The sequence below is a fragment of the Synechococcus sp. H70.2 genome, from assembly GCF_047462275.1.
Classification (GTDB): Bacteria; Cyanobacteriota; Cyanobacteriia; order Thermostichales; family Thermostichaceae; genus Thermostichus.
Genome location: NZ_JANSIU010000001.1, coordinates 163755 through 183520 on the forward strand (window position 1 = coordinate 163755; position 19766 = coordinate 183520).

A 19766-nucleotide genomic window follows, 5' to 3' on the forward strand; every position below is an offset into this window, starting at 1 on the left:
GAGGATCGAGAGTCGTTCAGGGAGAGCAAGCCCCTGGCCTCTGCCGGCTGAGGAAAGAGCCTACAATTGAGTAAGGACGTGGACAAACTGTGAACATGCTGAAACGAATCGGTCGCTTCTGCCGGTCCCTGTTGGCTCTTGCTCTGGCCGTGATCCTGGCCTTGGCGCCCCTCAGTGCTGTCTGGGCGCGCAGTGGTGGTCGTGTTGGCGGTGGCTCTTTCCGCTCCCCGACTTTCTCAGCTCCCCGCGCCGTTGGTCCCCGTTCCGCTCCGGTGTACCCCAGCTACGGAGGGGGGTTTGGGTTTCCCTTAGTGGTGCCCTTGTTTTGGGGAGGCGGTGGCAGCCTGCTGACGTTGCTGCTTTTGATTGGGGCCGGTAGCTTTCTGGTGCGCAGCTTGCGCTCAGCTGTTTCCGAAGAGGGTGACGAAGGGGTTGCTGACCCGCCAGTAACCGTGGCCCAGGTGAAAGTGGGCCTGCTGGCCAGCGCCCGACAACTGCAAAAGGAGATCAACGCGCTGGCTCTGGAAGCGGATACCCAGTCGCCAGAGGGGCTGAGCCAACTGCTGCAAGAAGTCAGCCTTAGTTTGATGCGCTACAGTGACTACTGGGTCTATGGCTATGCAGAGGCGGAGAAGCGGCCTCTCTCCCAGGCCGAATCCCTGTTCTACCGAGCCTCGTTGCAAGAGCGGAGCAAGTTTAGCGCGGAAACCCTCACCAACCGTAACAACCAGATCCAGCAGCTTTCCCAAGCAGCCCTGCCCCAATCGACTAGGCGGATCCCAGATGTCGGCGAGTACCTGGTCGTTACTCTACTAGTTGCGTATCGCGGCAACTTGGGTACACTACCTGTAGTTAAGTCCGTGGCAGAGCTGCGGCAGTGGCTAATGCAGTTGGCCTCCATCCCTGCCGAGCGGATTGTGGCCATTGAAGTGCTGTGGACGCCGCAGTTGGAGGGAGACACCCTGTCGGCGGAAGCGCTGTTGACCGAGTACCCAGAAATGCGGCTCCTCTGAGGTCGCGGGGGTAAGGAGACAGCAGCTGGGGTGTTTCACCGCCGCGGGCGCCTTGCCGTCAGGCTAGGGAGGTTCCGTTTCCGTGTCTGGGTTGGGTGCTTCAGCAGCCAGGAGCCGGTGTTCTCCGTGGGCCTTGGCCGGTTATACAAATCAAGCCGACTCTCTCCTGGATGAGCTGTTGGAGGAGTTGGAGCACAGCCTTGAGGAAGGGGGGGCAGAGGAGTATCCCTATTTGGCTACACGCCCCCCGTTGCTTTCCCACCGTTCTTCGGCTAGTGGCGGGCTGCTGCTGGGTTTGCTGGCCACGCTAGTGGTGGGGCTAGCTTTTTGGCTAACTCTGCGTCCGCGGGTGGGGGTTTTCTCGCTGGCCGATCCCGCTCCCGCAAGGGATCCCCGCCTCGAGACGCCTAAGCCTGTCCCTTCTGCTCCCCCGCCAGCTCAGGAGCCGTCCTCCAACTGTGTGGATCTGCCTAAGCAGGGTGCCTCTCAGGAGCCAAGGGGAGAGGTCGCGGCCAAGCCGGAAGCGGGAAGACCAGTAGCCGCCGCTCCCCCTCCTTCTCGAAGGTTGACTCCGCCGGCGCCGCTCCCCTCCCAAGAAGCACCGCCGCCGATGAAATTGGTGGGGCTGATCCACGATCCAGGCGCTCCTAAGGCCTTGATCTTGGTGGACAAGGTGGTGCGGCAGGTGCAGGCGGGCCAGAGGGTGAAAGGCGAGTGGCGGGTCACCTCCATTACCCGCTACGGCGTGGCTGTGAGCAACGGTGTTCGCAGCCTTACCTTGCAGTTGGGGTTGTCTCATTAGTTGCTGGGGGTGGATAAGCCCCGCCCTGGACTTGGACACCCCCGGGTTGAAATTGGGTACAACCAGGCGCTGGGGCATCCCGTGTCCGTTCGGGGAGGGAATACGAGAAGCACGCTACGCATGGTTACGCGAGGCTTGCACAGATGGCAGGGGGCAAGCTGGGGATCGGCTTGGTGTTGGGATATGGGTGTCTCAGTCTCCTGGCCTGCCACGGCAGGCCTCCTTCAGCAGAAGCCTTGAAGGGGATCCCGGCAGCCTATGCCGATCGCCCGCAATTGCAAGGCAGAGCGGTGGTGGAACTGGAAATCCAGACTGCTGAAGGGCGAGGGCGGGTGCTCCTGGAGATCCGCGGCGATGCAGCGCCCCTTACGGCTGGCCATTTTGTCGATCTGGTGCAGCGGGGCTTCTACAACGGCCTTACTTTCCATCGCGTGGAGAAAGATCCCCAACCTTTTGTGGTGCAGGGAGGAGATCCCCGCGGAGATGGCAGCGGTGGCGCCACCGAGCCGGGCAGCAGCCGCCTACGGACCCTCCCCCTAGAAATCCAGGTGCGGGGAGAACCCTACCCCCGCTACAACACCTTGATTGAGGATCCCCTGGCCCTGAGTAAGTTGGCCCTGCCCCATCGCCTAGGCGCGGTGGCCATGGTCCGTTCCAGTCCTCTGGATTCAGCCTCATCCCAGTTTTATATCGCCCTCTCGGATCTGCCAATTTTGGATGGGCGCTATGCAGTGTTTGGCTATGTCACCAGTGGCATGGAGTGGGTGGAGCGTATCCAAGTGGGAGATGTCATCCGCTCGGCCCGGGTGCTAGAGGGAGCAGAGCTGCTGCGGGTGCCAAGTCCAAAGCCGGTTGCAAACTAGGGATCCTGGCCATTGAGGCTACTCCCTAGCTGGGCAGCGCGAGTTTTTAGCAGGATGGGAACGGCTACTTCACAAAGACCTGGGGTGGGCCCTGGGCAGTGCTCAAGATCCCCCGGGCCTAGCCGGTGTTGCTGAAGGTGTTGTTACCCGTGCAATTGGGAACAAAGTTGTAGCGCACCAGGTCGAGCAGACAAGCAAAGTAGAAGCGGCTTCGAATGGTTTGTCGCTGCTGGACTTTCCAGCCCCACTCGGCAAGGTGGCTGACCAACGTTGCCTCGCGGTGTTGGTAGGCACGGGTGGTTTTGGTGGAGCCAGGGAAGAACTCTCCCACTTTCTTGAGCAGCGTCAGCCAGGGGGTTTTGGGAGCAAAGCTGAAGATTAGGCGGGACTTGGCTAAGCCGGTCAAGTGCCTAAGCATACGCAGGGCGTCGGCTTCGGGGTAGTGGATCATTACATCCAGGCAGACGACGACATCGTACTCCCCTGTCAGCTCCTCCAGATCCAGAACCTGAAACTGGGGATTGCCTGGCGATCCCAGCTCGAGCTGCTGCCGGCGACGCGCTTCGTTAATCATTTGTTCGGAAATGTCGCTGGCAAATACCTGCGCCCCACGGGCAGCCAAAGGCAGGCTGAGGCTGCCCACCCCACAGCCGGCATCGCAAATGCGCAAACCTGAAGGATCCCCCAGCCACTGCAACACCGTTTCAACAGTGCGGGCATGGCCCAGTCGGATATCTCTTTGGACAAAATTGACTTCCTCGTTGCCGTAGATGCGGCGCCAGCGCTCAAAGCCGACCGTGTTGAAGTAGTTGCGGACGATGGTTTTTTCCTGCATAAGACTGCTAGTTGTATGCCGGGATCCGCTGGGGAATCCCTGTCTCCCCGGAGATGCGGATACATTTTACCCCGAAGCCGCGCCCGCCCCCCGGCCATAACGGCCGTATTGGAATTGGCTTGCCCGCCCTGGGATCTTGAAGACAGAAGCTGAGATTGCCCAGGCGTTGCAGGCTCGCTTGGCCGTCCCTGTCAGGGTTGCTGTCAAGCGTTGCCAAGCTCACCTGCACCTACTCCAAACCCAACTTGACTCCCTGCATCTAGGCCAAGAGGGCAAGCCGCGCTGGAGGTCCTGGGAAGAGGTGACAGTCTAGGGGCGCTGAGGAGACCGCGCTCGTGCTGGAAAAGCAAGGCCATCAGTTCCACCCGCCCCCTAAGCCCGGAGAAGTTGTGGCCAGCAGGGGTGGGGCTAAACCGGGAGGGGCGAGCGGGTCAAAGCTGCCCTCCGTAGGGCATCCTGCAGTATCCGCTCCACCAGTTCTGTAAACGTCCACCCCAGCGCCGCTGCCGCATCTGGGCAAAGCGAAGTAGGGGTCATGCCAGGCAGGGTGTTCACCTCCAGCACCCAGGGGTTCTCGTCAGCATCCACCCGCAGATCCACCCGCGCTAGGCCCTCACATCCCAACACCTGATAGGCCTTTAGCCCTGCCGCCTCGCAGCGGGCCAACCCTGCCGCGCTGAGGGAACAAGGGATCAAATGCCGCGAGCCGCCGGGGGTATACTTGGCGGCGTAGTCGTAAAAGTCTCCCCGTGCCGGGATAATCTCAATGGCTGGGAGAACCTGGCCGGAGAGAATGGCAAGGGTAATCTCCTTACCGGGAATGTAGCGCTCTAGGAAAACCCGCGATGAGACCGAGCAGGCCAACTCCAGCCCCTGGGCAAATGACTCCTCATCCCGGGCAATGCTGATCCCCACCGTTGAGCCGCTGTTGCTGGGCTTGACCACCAGCGGCGATCCTAAGCGCGCCACGCACTCAACCCAAGAGAGCGGCTGCGCTTTATCCCAGACCAGCCAGTCAGGGGTGGGGATCCCTGCAGCCCGAAAGATCTGCTTAGAGACCAGCTTGTCCATGGCTAGAGCGCTGGCCAGGGGCCCAGATCCCTGGTAGGGCAGGCCCAGCCACTCCAGCATCCCCTGCACCACCCCATCCTCGCCGCCTGGGCCATGCAAGGCAATCCAAACAAAGTCGCAGCCAGCCTGTCGTTCCTGCCAAAGGCGCAGGGGCAGGTCCTCCTCCGGATCGATGAGCTTTACGCGATGCCCCAAATCCTCCAGAGCTTGCTTGCAGGCCCTACCCGTCACCAAGGAGACCTGCCGTTCTGCCGAACGGCCTCCCGCCAGGACGACAATGTTCATGACTCCTCCACCACCCCAAGACTTGCTGCTCTTAACTGGCCATTTCTCAATCCTACCTAGAGAGGCGGACGGCGACGACGTAAAAACTCGGGAATGTCCAAGCCGCCGGAAGGAGGGGGCTCAGGCTCAGGGGGCTGCCGAGGGGGTGGTTCAGAGAGGGTCTTGCGCGTCCCCCCTGAGTTGCCTGCGGAGGCCTTAGCTGCAGGAGTGCTAGCAGCCGACCGCGGTCGGTCAAAACCGGTGGCAATAACGGTGATGCGCACCTCGCCCTGCATGCGCTCGTCTTGCACGGTGCCGAAGATGATGTTGGCCTCCGGATCCACGGCCTCGGCAATAATCTCAGCTGCAACTGTTACCTCGTGCAACGACAGATCCAGTCCGCCAGTGATATTGAAGAGGACGCCCTTAGCCCCCTCAATGGAGGTTTCCAAAAGGGGAGAGGACACGGCAGTAATGGCAGCTTCGCGGGCGCGGGACTTGCCGGAGCCCATGCCAATGCCCATCAGGGCAGTGCCGGCATCAGCCATGACACTGCGCACATCGGCAAAATCCACGTTGATCATGCCCGGGATGAGAATGATATCGGAGATGCCCTGCACCCCCTGGCGCAAGACATCATCGGCAACGCGAAAGGCTTCGTGCACAGGGGTTTGCTCAGAGATTACCGAGAGCAATTTGTCGTTGGGGATCACAATCAGGGTATCCACTGCCTCCTGCAGCGCTTGGATCCCTTCTTCAGCTTGCTTGGCGCGCCGCTTGCCCTCAAAAGAAAAAGGCCGCGTCACCACTCCTACGGTTAGGGCGCCACTGGCCTTGGCAATCTGGGCAACCACAGGCGCTCCCCCTGTCCCTGTACCCCCTCCCATGCCAGCAGCAATGAAGACCAGATCTGCCCCCTTCAGAATGGCAGCAATTTCTTCGCTCGACTCCTCGGCCGCCTTCTGACCAATGGCTGGGTTGCCACCTGCCCCTAGCCCACGGGTTAGCTTTTGCCCAATTTGCAGGCATTTCACTGTTGGCGTTGAGGATTGAGCAAGAGCTTGGGCGTCGGTGTTGATGCTCCAAAACTCAACGCCCTTGAGGTTACTAGCTGCCATCCGATTGACGGCGTTGCCACCTCCCCCCCCTACCCCTACCACCTTAATTTTTGCGGCATTGCTCACCATGTTCTCCTCTGGATAACCTGCCGCCTTACTCTGGGCGCCGTTTCCTTCGAAGCTGGCCCCCAGCCCTTCGCCTGAGGAGGGCTTGCTGCAGCGAGATTGCTCTAGTTCCTGCTCAGGGGTAGGGAAGGAGGTATAGAACCAGCTGGATGGCATGTCAGCCCTTAAGACTCTATCCAATACTAAGCATCCTAGCTGACCCTGAGGCAACTCTCCTCCCCTGCCAATACAAGGCCTCACCAGGATACTCTAGGCTCTTTGAGGTTTGCTACTTTGCTTACGCCTCCTCCTTACAGTTGAGCTTTTTAGGAATGCCAACTTGCCTACAAACTCGTGTGCCCTACAATACCTCAAGGGAGCTCTGCTGTTGCCTTCAAAACAAGGCCGGACTTGTGTTTTCCTGTAAGCTTTTATCCCCGGCAGCTCTTTAGGTGCAACTGATCCTCAATGAGGTGGCAAATTTGTTGGGCAGCTGTGCCGTCGCCGAAGGGGTTTTTGGCTTGGGCCATGCGGGCGTAGGCTTGGGGATCGCTGAGCAGTTCCCGAGCCGCCTCCAGGATCTTTTCGGGGTGGGTGCCGACTAGGCGGGCGGTGCCAGCAGCAATTGCCTCTGGGCGCTCGGTGGTCTGCCGTAGCACCAGCACCGGTTTGCCCAGAGCAGGAGCCTCTTCTTGGATGCCGCCCGAATCTGTGAGAATGAGAGTGCAGCGCTGCATGGCACTCACCCAGCAGGGATAGTCCAAGGGATCAGTGAGAAAGACTCGCTCCTGGGATCCCAAGAGAGCTTGCAGGGGCTCCCGCACCACCGGGTTGGGGTGGAGAGGTAAAAGAATCGCGGTGTCAGGGAACTCAGCCAAAAGTTGTAGGAGAGCCTTAGCAATGGCATGGAGGGGATCCCCCCAATTTTCCCGCCGGTGTACGGTAACCAACAAAACGCGATAGCGCTCCCAGTCCAGACCGGGAATGGGACAGGGGATCCCAAGGGAGGCCACTTGCTGCAGAGCATCGATAACGGGGTTGCCGGTGCAGTAGATAGAGCCAACCACGTGGCTGCGCTTTAGGTTTTCCACCGCCTGCGGCGTGGGGGCAAAGTGAAGGGTAGCCAACTGGGAGATGAGGCGGCGGTTGGCCTCCTCAGGAAAAGGATGGTAAAGATCGTCGGTGCGGAGGCCAGCTTCCACGTGCCCCACGGGAATGCGTTGGTAAAAAGCAGCTAGGGCAGCAGCAAAGGCGGTGGTGGTGTCACCCTGGACCAAGACCAGTTGGGGTTGCTGCGCCTGCAGGTAGGGCTCCAGGCCGCGCAGGGTGGCTTCGGTAATATCAGTTAGGCTTTGGCGAGGACGCATGATCCCCAAGTCGCAGTCCGCCTGCAGGCCAAAAAGCCGCATCACCTGATCCACCATCTCCCGGTGTTGCCCCGTCAGGACTACTTCAGTGCGCAGGTGGGGACTGGCCCGCAGAGCCTGGATAACTGGGGCCAGCTTAATGGCCTCGGGCCGCGTGCCTAAGATCACGGAAACCAGAGGAAGGAAAGTCATGGGCTCAAGGGCAATGGACTCTAGGCAGGACCCAAATCTTCTCCAGGCCTCCCTCCCTTGGGCCTGGGCAAGGCCTAGGCCCCGCCTCGCCAGTCTGCAAGGTTCTCAACAGAGACTATACCTGTATCGTCAAGACCTGCCTCACCTTAGCTTTACCAAGGACACCTTGGGAGCAGCTCCACCTCTGCCCGCACAGCAATAAATTCCCCCCACCGCCGAAGCCGAGGGAGGGGGATTAACTAACGGGCGCTACTGGGCTGTACCTAAAAGCTCAGCCTCCGGATACAGGGACACGCCACCCTTGTCAGTTTCTCCTAATGGCTTTACCCCTGCTTTCTGTTTGCATTAGCATGCATTGACGCTAACCATCAACTATACGCGGGCATAGCGGCACAGGACGTTTCTAGATAGCTTTCTCGTGCAAGCAAGAAGAAAGCTGCAATGCAGACGGAGGATCCCTTTTGTCCAGGGCTGTCTACATCCACCCCATTTCGTCGCAGATAAGAGTAAACACCGTCGCGCAGCTAACCACCAGCAGCGAGAGGAGAAGTGACTGGCCGTGGGCTATGCAAACTGCAGCGGCCAAGGAGGCACCAACAGCGGCAGAAAAAGTGCGGCCTGCCCAATTACCTTTGGAGGGCTTGTCAAAGGGATTAAATTTGTCAAACATTTCAATCCAAGAGGTGCACAAAAGAGCAGGTCATTGAGTTTGTCCCAGACTATCACCCTCAGGGACCATTTCAGCGGGATTCAGCACCGTTCTCAATATTTCTTCGCCTAGGCTTCAATCTTTCGCAAAATTGCCCTCAGGCGTTCGTAATCCTCCCGCAACAGCAAGCTCAACTGCCGCCCTACCTGCACCAACCAGTGGCGGTCCCGGTTCAAGAGGCGATAGGTCTGGCGGATGGCAGCAGCTACCAACTCGTCGCTGGGAATGCTGTTGATGCGCAGCAGGGTGTGCAGAAACTCAAACGAGCGACAAAACTCCCGCACCTGTCCCTCCGAGCAGGGATAAACTGGCTGGTGAATCTGGGGCGGGCGCGGCGGCAGGTACTGGTAAACTCGCTCCCCGCTGACAAAGCCAACAATGGCAGCACGGAAGTCGCTGCGCAACATGGCGAAAATTTGGGGCTGCTGCTCCCGCAGCTGTTGGAGGGACAAGCCTAAAGCTCTAGGTCGGTGAATTGGGTCAACAGGCGTGATGGCCGCGTAGCAAACCACTCCATAGATCCAGTTGCCGCTCTCTTCATCCTGAGAGCAGATCCAGCTACCAAGAGCAGGCAGGGTTGGGAAAGCCAGCCGTTCCGGCTCAAAGCACTGGGCCACGAAGGTGGTGGTGTTGGCTTCCACCACTTCTCCCAAAGCAAAGGGGGGTGGGGAGGTGGCTTGGGATCCCATCCTGCCTCCAATTCTGTCAAGGCTGCTTCTAGGAGGGCGGTGCTACCCTAGCTCTAGCTGCTGGTGGCGGGCCTGGGCCCGTTGCAGGGCCTGCCGTACTGCGGCAAAGCCAGTGCCTCCAGGGCTAAGCCGCGCAGCCACTACCTGCCGGGGATCGATGGCCGCAAAGATATCCTCCTCGAAGACGGGGTGAAAGCTTTTCCAGCGCTCCAGGGGCAAATCCTTTAATAAGATACCTTCCGCAAGACAGGTGCGCACAATCCGGCCCACCAGATCATGGGCAGTGCGAAAAGGGATCCCTTTGCGCACTAGGTAGTCGGCTACATCGGTGGCATTGGAGAAGTCTGTCTGCACCGCGGCCTCTAGGCGCTGGGTTTGGAATTGGATGCCTTCCCGCAGGAGGATCCGCATCGCCTCCAGGCAGGCTTTTACAGTATCGACAGCATCAAAAAGCCCCTCCTTGTCCTCCTGCAAGTCTTTGTTGTAGGCCAGGGGCAGCCCTTTGAGGGTAACCAACAGAGCTTGCAGATGACCGAATACCCGCCCGGCTTTGCCCCGCACCAGTTCTGCCACATCGGGGTTTTTTTTCTGGGGCATAAGGCTAGAGCCGGTAGCACAAGTATCGGTGAGGGCGACAAAGCCAAACTCCTGCGATGCCCAGAGGATAATCTCTTCCGAGAGGCGGCTGAGGTGAACCATAATCAAGCTGGCGGCAGCGTGGAACTCCACGAGGAAGTCGCGGTCGCTCACTGCATCCAAGCTGTTGGCACTGATGCGCTCAAACCCCAGCAAATGAGCGGCAAGGTGCCGGTCAATGGGTAGGGAAGTGCCAGCTAGCGCCCCAGATCCCAGGGGACAGACATTCACTTCTTCTCGCACCCGTCCCAGCCTTTGCCAATCCCGCCAGAACATCTCTTCGTAGGCCAAAAGGTGATGGGCTAGGCTCACGGGCTGGGCTCGCTGCAGGTGAGTGTAGCCGGGCAGGATTGTCTCCACGTGCTGGCTAGCCAACTCCAGCAAGACCCCTCGCAGCTCCCAGAGGGAGTGGCGGATAGCGTCGATTTGATCCCGCAGGTAAAGGCGTAGGTCGGTGGCCACTTGGTCGTTGCGGGAGCGGCCGGTGTGCAGCTTCTTCCCCACCTCCCCTACCAACGCTACCAGCCGGCGCTCGACGGCGTAGTGGACATCTTCCGCCTCTGGGTCGGGCTGGAAGATGCCCTCGGCAACCTCCTTCTGGATTTGCTCCAGCCCCTGCCGAATCTGCTCTGTCTCTTCGCGGCTCAAGATGCCGCAGGCCCCCAGCATCTGCACGTGGGCCAGGGATCCGGCCACATCGTAGGGCAAAAGGCGAAGGTCAAAGCCAATGCTGGCATTGAAGCGGGCAATCTGAGGGTGCAGGGATCCCGCAAAGCGTCCGCTCCAGGGGCGCGGGGTGGAAGGGGCTGTCGGCTGGGACATGGACGCGGAAGGAGGATAGGGATCGACTACCACAGGAAGACTGGAAAAAAAGCAAGCCAAGCAGCAACGGCCAAGGCGCCACCACCTCAGCGCCAGGAGGTCCAAGGGCTACTGCCTCTAGTGGGAGCTAGTGATGCTCTTGAGCATGTAGCCCGCCACGATTCCTATCAAAAGCGCCCAAATTTGGCCCGATTCCACAAAGTTGTTCCAACCCCTGCGGATATCGGCCAGCACGTCCTGCCGGAACACTTGGGCAACCATCGCCTCCGTCTGCAAGGCCGGCGAGGCCGGCAAATAAACCGAGGAAAGCTCGAAGCCAGAAGCAGTGAAGTGCATGCTTGTACCTCAGGTGAAGGTTGACTGGGAAAGTGAGCCGCCCCCTAGGAGGCTTCCCTACTAGAGGGTACCCTCAGTTTGAACCTTCCTACCTAGCTTGGCTCAGAATCGGGCAATACTTTCAACACCACCAGCGTCGTATCGTCCACCAGCTCAGGCCGCAAAGAAATCTCGTCCTGGAACAGAAGCTCCACCTCCGCCGCTGGCTCGGGGACAACAGGGCGGGATCTCCTAGGGCCTCGGAAAGCCTCCATCTGGGCAAAGAGGCTTTCTAGGATCTCCTCGGGCGACTCGTAGCAACTAGCAGCCCGCTGGATGGCCTCCACTAGACCTGAGGTCTCTAGCCGCTCCCCGCGGGTATTTGCAACCTCAATATAGCCATCAGTGTAGTAGACTACCACATCCCCTGGTTGCAGTTGCACGCAGCTTTCCGTGTATTGGCTGTGTTTTTCCAAGCCAATCAGCGCTCCTTCCGTGTCTAGGGGCTGGATGTCGCGGCTGCGGGCCCGCCACCAGAGGGGGGGGTTGTGGGCGGCGTTGCTAAAGCACAAGCGGCGGGAGCGGGGATCGTACTCCGAGTAAAACAAGCTAATAAAGCGACTGGAGTTTTCCAGATCACTGTACATAGCCCGATTGAGATGTTGGAGAACACGGGCCGGCGAGTGGCCGTTAAGGGCTTCTGCCCGCACCATGGCGCGGGTCATGCTCATTAGCAGGCCGGCAGGCACGCCTTTGCCCATAACATCCCCAATCACGATCGCCAGGCGAGAGTCTGCCGACGGCTCAGACGATTCCTCCAGGTTGCTACCTGGCTCCCCAGAGGCAGGTGCCTTCGGGATCTTGATGAAATCGTAGTAGTCGCCCCCCACTTTGCTGGCTACGCGGCAGCGGGCCGCCAGCCGAATGCCCTTGACTTGGGGGTAGTGGCGGGGCAACAGTTGGGTCTGGATGTAGGAGCCAATCTCCATTTCTTTTTCCAAGGCCATTTTGCGGCGCAAGGCCGCCGTCAAGCGCTCATTCTCAATGGCCACACCCGCTTGGTCGGCCACGAGGCGCAGCAGTTGCTGGCGGCGCTCAGTCCAGTGGTAGGTGGGCTGGCGACTGAAAACGTATAGGCGACCCTGGACAGAGTTACGAATCAACAGGGGCGTGCCAAACAGGCGCACATCTGGCCCCAGGCTCTGACGCAGGCGCTCGTCTAGAAGATGTTCGAGAGCTGGGATCTTCACCGCCAGGGATCCTTCTGCTTTGAGGAGGGGCTCTTGAGCAGATAGGCTCTGGGCAATCTGCTCCATTTCCGCGCGAATCTGCTCGCGGCGCTCAAGATCTGAACAATGCAGCTGATCTAACTGAATGGTGCCGTTGGGGCTAAACAGCACTAGGGCTCCCCCATCAGCTTCGGTGAGCTGGCTGGCCACAAAAGCGGTAAGCTCCAGGATCTGGTTGAGGTTGTTGAAGGAGCGTAGGGCAAAGGCCAATCCTCCCAGCAGGTACAGCATCGACTGCTGGTCTGCACCGGCTTCAGCTTTGGCCGGGGCGGGCAAGAGGGCTGGCGACTCCTTCTCCTTGGCAGTGCCCAGCCTAGGGGTGGGATCCTCCTGAACTGAGCTGAGCGTGTCCTGGTCGGTTGTGGGCGGCAGCGAGGCAGGCAGAACCTTGGCAGGAAAAGACTCCGGCCAGGACAAACCCGATAGCCCGGCAGGGGGCTGGGCCGGAAAGGCTTTTTGCGGGTTGTGCTCATCCATCGGGAAGCTAGAGGAGATCCCCTGGAAACATAACGATGCAGTTTAGCAAAAATGTCAGAAGCTCCATCACAAAAGTTTTAGCCCAATCCCAACAGTCTTCCTCAGGCCCGGCGGCGCTGACGGGATCCCTGGCACAGTTCTTGGTAGAGCTGCTCTAGGCGACTGAGGTTGTGGCTGAGGGTGTAGCGCTCTAGAACGCGCTGGCGGGCTTTCATCCCCAGCAGTTGGGTAAACTCCCGCTGATCCCGCAATAGCGGAAGCAGCGTTTGCAGCTCCACTGTCACCCGAGCGGGGTCCAACAAGATCCCGGCTCCATCCGCTAGAACCTCGCCATCGGCACCGACATCAGTGGCCACCGCTGCCACCCCACAGGCCATCGCCTCCAGCAGCGACAAGGACAGCCCCTCAATCAAGGAAGGCAGAATGAACACGTCGGATCCCCGCAGGATCTCGATACGCTCCTGCTCGTCCGCCACATAGCCCAGCCAGTAGATCCCGTGCTGGCGGGTGTAAAAAGGCTTGAGAGTATTGAGCAGGGGTCCATCCCCCACAATCAGGAGGCCACACTTCTCACCCATTTGAGCCTGCTTCCAGGCTTTGAGCAGGGCCTCGACATTTTTTTCCGGCGAGATCCGTCCTTGGTAGACAAAGACCCGCTCCAGCCCCAACCGTTGCTTCAGGGTGGAGGGCCCCGGCGAATACTTATCCACGTCGACGCCGTTGGGGATGACCACCACCTGCTCGCGGCTCACCCCCAGTTTGCTTAGGATCTGGCGCTGCGTTTCCGAGAAGACAATGGTGCGGTCGTAGTGGGCCAAACAGGGGGCATAGAGCTGATAGGCCAGGTGTTGGGTGCGGGAGGCGATGTTGCGCCGCCGTCGGTCAAAAGCCGGGTGGAAAGTAGCCACCAGGGGCTGGTTGAGCTCAGCGCAGATCTCCGGCAACACAAAATCAATGGGCGAAATTGTTAAAGAAGCATGCACCAAATCCGGCTGCAATTCCCGTAGGGCTTGGGTCAGCAACCGCCGGGCGTTGGGAGCCGGGATTGTGTAGATCTGCGACTTGTACAGACAGGGCAGGGAAACATCCCGCCCCGCCAGCTCAGCACGGCAACGGTTCCCCCGACGGGATCCCTCTACAGCAGGGGCCTCCAGGCTGGGGGAGGGGCTTTCGTTGGTGAAATGGAAAAAGCTCACCTGATGTCCCCGCTCCAAAAGGCCGTTGGTCACCTCACGGCTATAGGTGACGTTGCCACAGAAAGGTGCCTTCTTGCCTATCCAGGCGATGTGCATGGGCGGATCCCTACGGCGCCAGAACGCTGATCTGCAACAGGATGTGCGATTCAAAGCCTCTATAAGGGTAGCAGACTCACCTCCCACGTCGGCCCGCTGCTCCCCTCTCAGGGGAGAAACCTAGACCGACAAGGCATTGACAGATACCCAGCCCTACGCCGCAGCTATCCAGCAGAAAAACTTATCTGTGCCCCTCTCTGCCCAGCAGACCCCAGAGGTACAGCCCCGCCGACCCGGTCAGGGCTGCCAGGCCGAGAAACGTCCAGGCAAGGCCGAAATACGTTTCTGCCACCCCCGCCAAAACCAGCGGCAAACTGAGAGCAATGTTGACCGCATTGTTCTGCAGTCCAAAAACCTTGCCGCGCAGATGTTCGGGGGTCTCCTCCTGGAGCAAGGTTTGCATGGGCACCGCCACCAACGCCCCTCCACAGCCCAGCAGGACAATCCAAGCCAAGCTGGGAAACAGCTTCCCCTCCGTCCAGGACAAAGCCGCCAAGGACAGACACAGCAACAGGGATCCCAGCCCACTCCAGGCGCGACGGCTCACCTGCCGGCCCGTATGCCCCACCCAAAAGGCGCCAATGGCCATGCCCAGGCCGGCAGCCGCCAGCAACACCCCAAACTGATCTGCCTCCAGCTCCGCCGTCACCTCGGCCATGCGCACCGCCAAGACTGCCAGCGCCGCAAACAGCGAGTAGAGCACCACCATTTGCAGCAGGGCCGCGCGGATCAAGGGCATTTGCCCGATATATTGCAGGCCCAGCTTGAGATCTTCCCAGAGATGGGGAGCCTGCCAAGGCCGGGGCTCTAGCCTCTCGTGGGGTTGCAGCAGCAGGAGCAGGGATCCCGCCAACAGGTAGGCTCCCCCCACCACCAGCTCCGGTCCCACGTCCCAGCCAGGCAGCCAAGTGTGCACCCAGCGATCCGCCAGCGTTAATAGGGGTTCGCCAATGGCAAAGCCGACGATCAGCGAAGCCATCATCGTCGTGGTGTAGAGGGAGTTGGCCGCCAGCAACTCCCGCCTAGGCAGGATCAGCGGCAGAGTGGCCTGTTCGGCAGGAGCAAAAAACTGGGTCAAGACAGAGACGGCAAAGCTCACCAGCAACAGGCTGCCAAAGCCCAAAGGGATCCCTGGCCAAAGGTCGCGCCCGGCGGTGAGCCAGAGCAGCGGCGGCAACAGCAACACCAGGAGGCCGCGCAGTACGTTGGAGAGCACCAAGACCGCTTTTTTGGGCCAGCGATCCACAAACACCCCTGCCAGACTGCCCAACAGCACCGCCGGCAGCGTAAAAGCCAGCATAACCGCCGCCACCCAGCCGCTGATGGAAGCCCCCTCTGGCTGAAACTGCTTCGAGATCACCCCAATCAGCAGCACCAACAACACCTTGTCGGCCAACTGGGAAAACACCTGCCCCATCCACAGCAGCAGGAAATTGGGTCGACGCAGGACGGCAGCAAAGTTTCCCAGGCCTGTCCCTGAGAAAGGGGAATCCGCTTGGCTGTCCTCTTTGGGATCCTGGGGAGGGGGCTCTGGCAAGGGATCCCCCGACGAACACTTCAGCGAGCCAGAGGGGGGACTTGCCGGCGGCTCAAGTGGGGGGGCCTCTGACTTCAGCACCTCAGTTGAAGGAAATGGGGAAGGAAGATCCCGAAGATGAGAAGTCCGGTGGCAGACCTCTACCTCCTCTGGTGGCCAGTCCCATCGTTGCTCCAAAGTCATGGTGCCCCCGTTCAGCATATCCCTCTCCCCCGCCTTGGTTTTCCCTGCCGCGCCCCAGCATTACCGCTACTGGATTGGGAGAGGTGCCCTAATCTTAAATCTTGACCTAGCCTGCAATCAAACTGGCTTCCCCTCCAGGGGAGCTTACCCCTGGCCGCCCAGGTTGCGTCTTCCCTCTGAGCAAGCCGCTAAGGCGAGGGTAGGGAAAGGCTATCAGCTTTCTGAAAACGATAGGGAGCGCAAGGGATCTGGAATCGACTCGCTGGGGGCTACAAAGCTGCCCTTTTCCACAAAAGTGAGGCGCAGCGCCAGCCAACGGATGAAATCCTCATTGGTCGAGACCACTGCTCCCAGCGGCTCCTTCAACTTGTGGCGCAGCGGCTTGAACTCAGGAGCTTCCATGAAAGCCGGCTGGGGCACCCAAAAGAAATCGATGGGGCGATGGTGCTCCTCGTAGTGTCGGCGACGCTCTTCCAGCACCTCCTCTAGAGGTTCAGACCGCAAAAAATCCAAACTGGCAACAATGAAGTGGTAGGTAGTGGGCTCAGTGGCAGACATGCGCAATCAGGTGGCGGACTTAAGCAAATGGGGGGCCGGGTCGCGAGAGCTCCAGCAGGGCTGGCAGGCTTCCAACTGCTGGAGGGCAGGCAGCCGCGCCATTACCTCCTCAGGGGGCATAGGATGTTCTGCCGCCTGCTTGAGGGTAGCTAGAGCTTGGGCTGCCCACTCCCGTGCCCAGAGGGGAGTTGAAGGGGTTTCCCCCTGCTCCAACAGTTCCTGGCAGAGGGCAGTCGAGCGCTCCAGGTCGCCACTGCCCTGATAGGCCATAATCAGAGCCACTCGCGCCAGAGCACATTCCTCGGAGTTTAGCCTGGAGTCTCTACGCTCCTTCCGGCGGGGTGAGCTCCCTTGAATCGAACAGCAGTAGCAAAAAGACTCAAGAAGGTTGATCGCTTCTAGGTAGCGCTCCTGCTTCAGCGCAGTGATGCCAGCACGGAGGGAGCCATACGGAGGAGACATGAGCCTAAAAGGGGATTTTAACCGCCTTGCAGCCAGTGGCCTAGCTTTTTATCCCAGGTTTCGTGTCTGCTACTACTATACTTCAGACAGACAACTGCGACTCCCCTCTTCCTCGCTTTTGGCAAGGGCGCTCAACTCTTACGGGCTAGGATATAAGTGCTGACGTAGTGGGTTTCCCGGCGCAGCACCTCACAGCCTGCCTGCTGCAGACGCGCCCCCAGGTCGTCGCGGATGTAGTCTCGGTAGTAGGGTTCGTGGAAGGTTTGCGCAAAAGCTTCCATCGTCTCCTCCAGCTCCGGCGAATCCAAGAGTTGCACCGAGTCGCAGATGACAATGACGCTCCCCGGCTTCACCACGCGGCTCATCTCGTTGATGACATTTTGCCGGGCCGGGCCGGGCAGCTCGTGGAAGAGAAACACACTGACAACCGCATCAAAGGTGGCGTCGGCATAGGGCATAGCCTCAGCGTTGGCGCGGATGAGCTGGGGCAGCTCCCCAGGCAACTCCTGCAACAGGCGGTTGGCCTTGCGCAGATAGGCAGGGGAAAGATCCAGACCGTACAGCGCCGCTTTGGGCAGAGCTCCCCGCAAAAGGCGCAGCGTGCGCCCCGTACCACAAGCCACATCGAGAATGTGGGGAGCAGATAGAGCAGGATCGAGGGCATCCTTGAGCAGCCGGATTACCCGTCGCCGCATGGCATCCGCCGTGCCCCCAAACAGCAGCTCCACCTGGAGGTCGTAGAGCTCAGCCGAGCGATCGCTCAGGTAGCCGTTGGTTTGGTAGTGGAAATTCTGCAGGTAGTATTTCGGGTAGCCCTCTGTGGAGATGTCTGGAGAAAACTCCTGGTAGCGCCGACTGTGGACCCGTCGGGTAATCTGGGGCAGTTCCAACCACACGGCTGGGTAATAGCGAGCAAAGTCCAGCCAGGGGTTGTCAAAGAGAAGCGCGTGAGGGTAGTAACCTGCCTCGGCATCTTGCCAATCGACCTGGAGCAGCCGTTCGTAACGAGCCCGCAACTCCTGCAAAGTAGCTGCGCTGACCTTTACCCGCTCCCGCGGCGGCAGGGGCTTGCCGGAGACAAAGCTCTGCAACTCCCTAAGGGCAGAGAGCATCAGCTCGGAAGCCTGCGTGGAGAGAGCCTTGTGGACAAAGCCGAAGAGGTTTTTGCTCCACTGAAAGGCACGGTAGGCTGCCTCTCCAACTGGCGATGGGATTGGCAGCGACAGCTCGGAGCTTAACTGTAGGCTCATAACCCTGCAAGGTGCGAATGCTTAATGTTTGTTTACGTTAGATTATAGCAAGGCAGCGGTGCGAAACCGGCAAGTTCTGGGCCTTGGGAGAGCCGGCGAATTGCTAGTCCCACCCCACTTCTTTAGCAGGGAGAGTACTCTATTGGTGTCCCAGGAAAGACGTCTCCACTGCCTAATGCCCTGGGGGAAGAGGCTGAGCAAGTCGAGCAGATTGGGAAAAGGGAGCGCCCGAGCATGACAGCCAAGACGGTGTTGGTCATTGACGACAGCATCATGATCCGCAAGATGGTGGCTGGGATCTTGGCCGATCAATTCCAGGTGCTGGAGGCTAAAGATGGCCTGACGGGCTTGGAGGTTGCCAAAAAGCACCATCCCGATCTCATCTTGCTGGATTTCGTCATGCCCAACATGGATGGCTACGAGACCTTGCAGGCCATCCGGCGGGAGGAGAGCCTGAAAAACACCCCTGTCATTATGATGTCAGGGATGAAAGAGCAGGTAACAGCCCGCATCCCTGAGCCTTTTGTCGATTTTGACTTCATTGAAAAGCCCTTTGAGGCGGAAGCCCTTCTGGCCCAAATTCAAAAGGCCTTGCGGGTGACCCCTGAGGCGGCACCAGAGCCGGGGTCGGAAACCAACACCCAGTTGCTCTTGAACAAGCTCACCGCCATCGAGACCCTGCTCATCCAAGGCACGGAAAACCTCATCCAGCGGGAGGTGGTGACGCGGCTTGTCAACCTCAGCCAGCGCCTAGACCGTCAGGAAGCCCACAGCGCTAGTCTAGAAGAGCAGATCCGTAAACTCACTAGCGAAGTGGAACGGCACAGTCAGGGCTTGGCCCTGATCGTCAAGGAGTTGCGGCATATTCGTAAACTGCTAGGGGGATCCTGATGTCTGAGCAAGGCTTGGAGCGCGCCTACCGGCACCTGGATGCGGTGACGGCCCTGTTTGTGGCTGTGCTGCTCATTTCCAACATCGCCTCGGCCAAGATCGTGCTTTTGGGGCCGTTTACCTTTGATGGCGGCACTATTCTCTTTCCCCTCAGCTACATTTTCGGCGACATCCTCACGGAGGTCTATGGCTATGCCCGCTCGCGGCGGGTGATCTGGTTGGGGTTTTTCTCAGCGGCCCTGATGTCGGTAACCTTGATGATCGTGGGATCCCTGCCGGCAGCCCCCGATTGGCCCTACCAGGAAGCCTACAACCAGATTCTCGGCCTTACCCCGCGCATTGTACTGGCCAGCCTTATTGCCTACTGGAGCGGCAGCTTTGCCAATGCCTATGTGCTGGCCCGCCTGAAGGTGTGGACGCGGGGACGCTGGCTGTGGACACGCACCATCAGCTCCACGTTGGTGGGCCAGGCGGTGGATACGGGCCTGTTTATTCTCATCGCCTTCTGGGGGGTGTTTCCCGGTCTGATGAGCCTCATTGTCTCCAACTACGTGTTCAAGTGTGCCGTTGAGGCAGTCTGTACGCCCCTGACCTACGCCATCACCGGCTGGCTAAAGCAACAGGAACAGGAAGACTACTTTGACGTGGCAACCGACTTTAACCCTTTCCGAATGCAGTCTGTATCTAGGTAGTTTATCCATCAGCTGCCCCGGCGAGAGGGATCCCAGTTTTGGTATAGTCAGAGCGTTATCCTTTCTCTCCTGCCGCCGGTGCGCAGCAAGCCGGCCCGGCTTGGGCAGCCCGCTGTTGTCGGGAGCCTTTATCTAAGACAAGACTTTTGTGAGGGATCCGTAAAGATGATGCTCATTTTCCAAATTGCTCTGTTGGTGTTGGTGCTCTACAGCTTGCTCCTGGTGGTGGCAGTGCCAGTGCTCCTTAGCTCAGCCAGCGACTGGAGCCGGGCCAAGAATGTCCTTTTGGTGGGATCCCTGCTCTGGGTGCTGATGGTAATCGGGGTGGGAGTACTTAGTTTCTTTAAGTGATCCTCCCACCAGCTCCCGGAGGTTGCAGAGCATCAGGACTGCA

The 19766-nt window shown here is 59.5% G+C and carries 20 protein-coding genes; 6 read left to right on the forward strand and 14 right to left on the reverse strand.

All coding sequences use genetic code 11. From position 1 onward, the window contains the following. Window positions 1–95 precede the first annotated feature (95 nt). From NW822_RS00770 to NW822_RS00780, 3 genes are all read left to right on the forward strand, one after another. Window positions 96–1013 (forward strand): DUF1517 domain-containing protein, encoded by a 918-nt coding sequence (locus tag NW822_RS00770; protein ID WP_414403195.1) that lies wholly within the window; start codon window positions 96–98, stop codon window positions 1011–1013. A 133-nt stretch (window positions 1014–1146) separates the two neighbouring features. Continuing rightward, window positions 1147–1815 carry a hypothetical protein gene (locus NW822_RS00775; RefSeq protein ID WP_414403196.1) on the forward strand — a complete coding sequence of 223 codons (669 nt, stop codon included), beginning with the start codon at window positions 1147–1149 and terminating at the stop codon, window positions 1813–1815. Window positions 1816–1958: 143 nt separating this feature from the next. Then, on the forward strand, window positions 1959–2678 hold the full coding sequence (locus tag NW822_RS00780; RefSeq protein ID WP_414403197.1) for a peptidylprolyl isomerase: 720 nt from the start codon (window positions 1959–1961) through the stop codon (window positions 2676–2678). 118 nt (window positions 2679–2796) lie between these two features. Here the strand turns inward: NW822_RS00780 and bchM are convergent, their stop codons facing one another. From bchM to NW822_RS00850, 14 genes are all read right to left on the reverse strand, one after another. Continuing rightward, window positions 2797–3513, reverse strand: coding sequence for a magnesium protoporphyrin IX methyltransferase (gene bchM, locus NW822_RS00785; RefSeq protein WP_414403198.1), 717 nt, complete (start codon window positions 3511–3513; stop codon window positions 2797–2799). Window positions 3514–3921: 408 nt separating this feature from the next. Then, window positions 3922–4869 carry a D-alanine--D-alanine ligase gene (locus tag NW822_RS00790; protein WP_414403199.1) on the reverse strand — a complete coding sequence of 316 codons (948 nt, stop codon included), beginning with the start codon at window positions 4867–4869 and terminating at the stop codon, window positions 3922–3924. A 56-nt stretch (window positions 4870–4925) separates the two neighbouring features. After that, the gene (gene ftsZ / locus NW822_RS00795) at window positions 4926–6035 is read right to left on the reverse strand and encodes a cell division protein FtsZ (RefSeq protein ID WP_414360033.1); all 1110 of its coding nucleotides are present in this window, start codon (window positions 6033–6035) and stop codon (window positions 4926–4928) included. A gap of 407 nt (window positions 6036–6442) precedes the next feature. Beyond that, window positions 6443–7570: a non-hydrolyzing UDP-N-acetylglucosamine 2-epimerase gene (wecB, locus tag NW822_RS00800; protein WP_414403200.1), complete on the reverse strand. Its 1128-nt coding sequence runs from the start codon at window positions 7568–7570 to the stop codon at window positions 6443–6445. A 475-nt stretch (window positions 7571–8045) separates the two neighbouring features. Further along, on the reverse strand, window positions 8046–8240 hold the full coding sequence (locus tag NW822_RS00805) for a hypothetical protein (protein WP_414359420.1): 195 nt from the start codon (window positions 8238–8240) through the stop codon (window positions 8046–8048). A gap of 107 nt (window positions 8241–8347) precedes the next feature. Next, window positions 8348–8968 carry a hypothetical protein gene (locus tag NW822_RS00810; protein ID WP_414359418.1) on the reverse strand — a complete coding sequence of 207 codons (621 nt, stop codon included), beginning with the start codon at window positions 8966–8968 and terminating at the stop codon, window positions 8348–8350. A 42-nt stretch (window positions 8969–9010) separates the two neighbouring features. Continuing rightward, window positions 9011–10426 (reverse strand): argininosuccinate lyase, encoded by a 1416-nt coding sequence (gene argH / locus NW822_RS00815; RefSeq protein WP_414403201.1) that lies wholly within the window; start codon window positions 10424–10426, stop codon window positions 9011–9013. Window positions 10427–10543: 117 nt separating this feature from the next. Then, window positions 10544–10762, reverse strand: coding sequence for a hypothetical protein (locus tag NW822_RS00820; RefSeq protein WP_414403202.1), 219 nt, complete (start codon window positions 10760–10762; stop codon window positions 10544–10546). Window positions 10763–10854: 92 nt separating this feature from the next. After that, complete coding sequence (locus tag NW822_RS00825; protein ID WP_414403203.1) at window positions 10855–12507, reverse strand: PP2C family protein-serine/threonine phosphatase; 1653 nt, start codon at window positions 12505–12507, stop codon at window positions 10855–10857. 101 nt (window positions 12508–12608) lie between these two features. Further along, window positions 12609–13799 carry a glycosyltransferase family 4 protein gene (locus tag NW822_RS00830; protein WP_414403204.1) on the reverse strand — a complete coding sequence of 397 codons (1191 nt, stop codon included), beginning with the start codon at window positions 13797–13799 and terminating at the stop codon, window positions 12609–12611. Between the two features lie 181 nt (window positions 13800–13980). Next, entirely contained in the window at window positions 13981–15336 is a 1356-nt protein-coding gene (locus tag NW822_RS00835) for an MFS transporter (protein WP_414403205.1), read from the reverse strand. 396 nt (window positions 15337–15732) lie between these two features. Beyond that, window positions 15733–16077, reverse strand: coding sequence for an MgPME-cyclase complex family protein (locus tag NW822_RS00840; RefSeq protein ID WP_414359407.1), 345 nt, complete (start codon window positions 16075–16077; stop codon window positions 15733–15735). A 6-nt stretch (window positions 16078–16083) separates the two neighbouring features. Further along, a complete protein-coding gene (locus NW822_RS00845; RefSeq protein ID WP_414359405.1) occupies window positions 16084–16359 on the reverse strand; it encodes a hypothetical protein in 276 nt (91 codons plus the stop codon). 311 nt (window positions 16360–16670) lie between these two features. Further along, window positions 16671–17789, reverse strand: a complete 1119-nt coding sequence (locus NW822_RS00850; protein WP_414403206.1) for a class I SAM-dependent methyltransferase — start codon at window positions 17787–17789, stop codon at window positions 16671–16673. A gap of 234 nt (window positions 17790–18023) precedes the next feature. On the opposite strand from NW822_RS00850, the gene NW822_RS00855 reads away from it, so the two are divergent. The 3 genes from NW822_RS00855 (at window position 18024) to psbZ (ending at window position 19723) form a co-directional block, all read left to right on the forward strand. After that, window positions 18024–18680 carry a response regulator gene (locus NW822_RS00855; protein ID WP_414359402.1) on the forward strand — a complete coding sequence of 219 codons (657 nt, stop codon included), beginning with the start codon at window positions 18024–18026 and terminating at the stop codon, window positions 18678–18680. Beyond that, window positions 18680–19372: a queuosine precursor transporter gene (locus NW822_RS00860; protein ID WP_414403207.1), complete on the forward strand. Its 693-nt coding sequence runs from the start codon at window positions 18680–18682 to the stop codon at window positions 19370–19372. Before NW822_RS00855 ends, NW822_RS00860 begins: the two co-directional genes overlap by 1 nt. A gap of 165 nt (window positions 19373–19537) precedes the next feature. After that, entirely contained in the window at window positions 19538–19723 is a 186-nt protein-coding gene (gene psbZ, locus NW822_RS00865; RefSeq protein ID WP_414359399.1) for a photosystem II reaction center protein PsbZ, read from the forward strand. The last annotated feature ends 43 nt before the right edge of the window (window positions 19724–19766 follow it).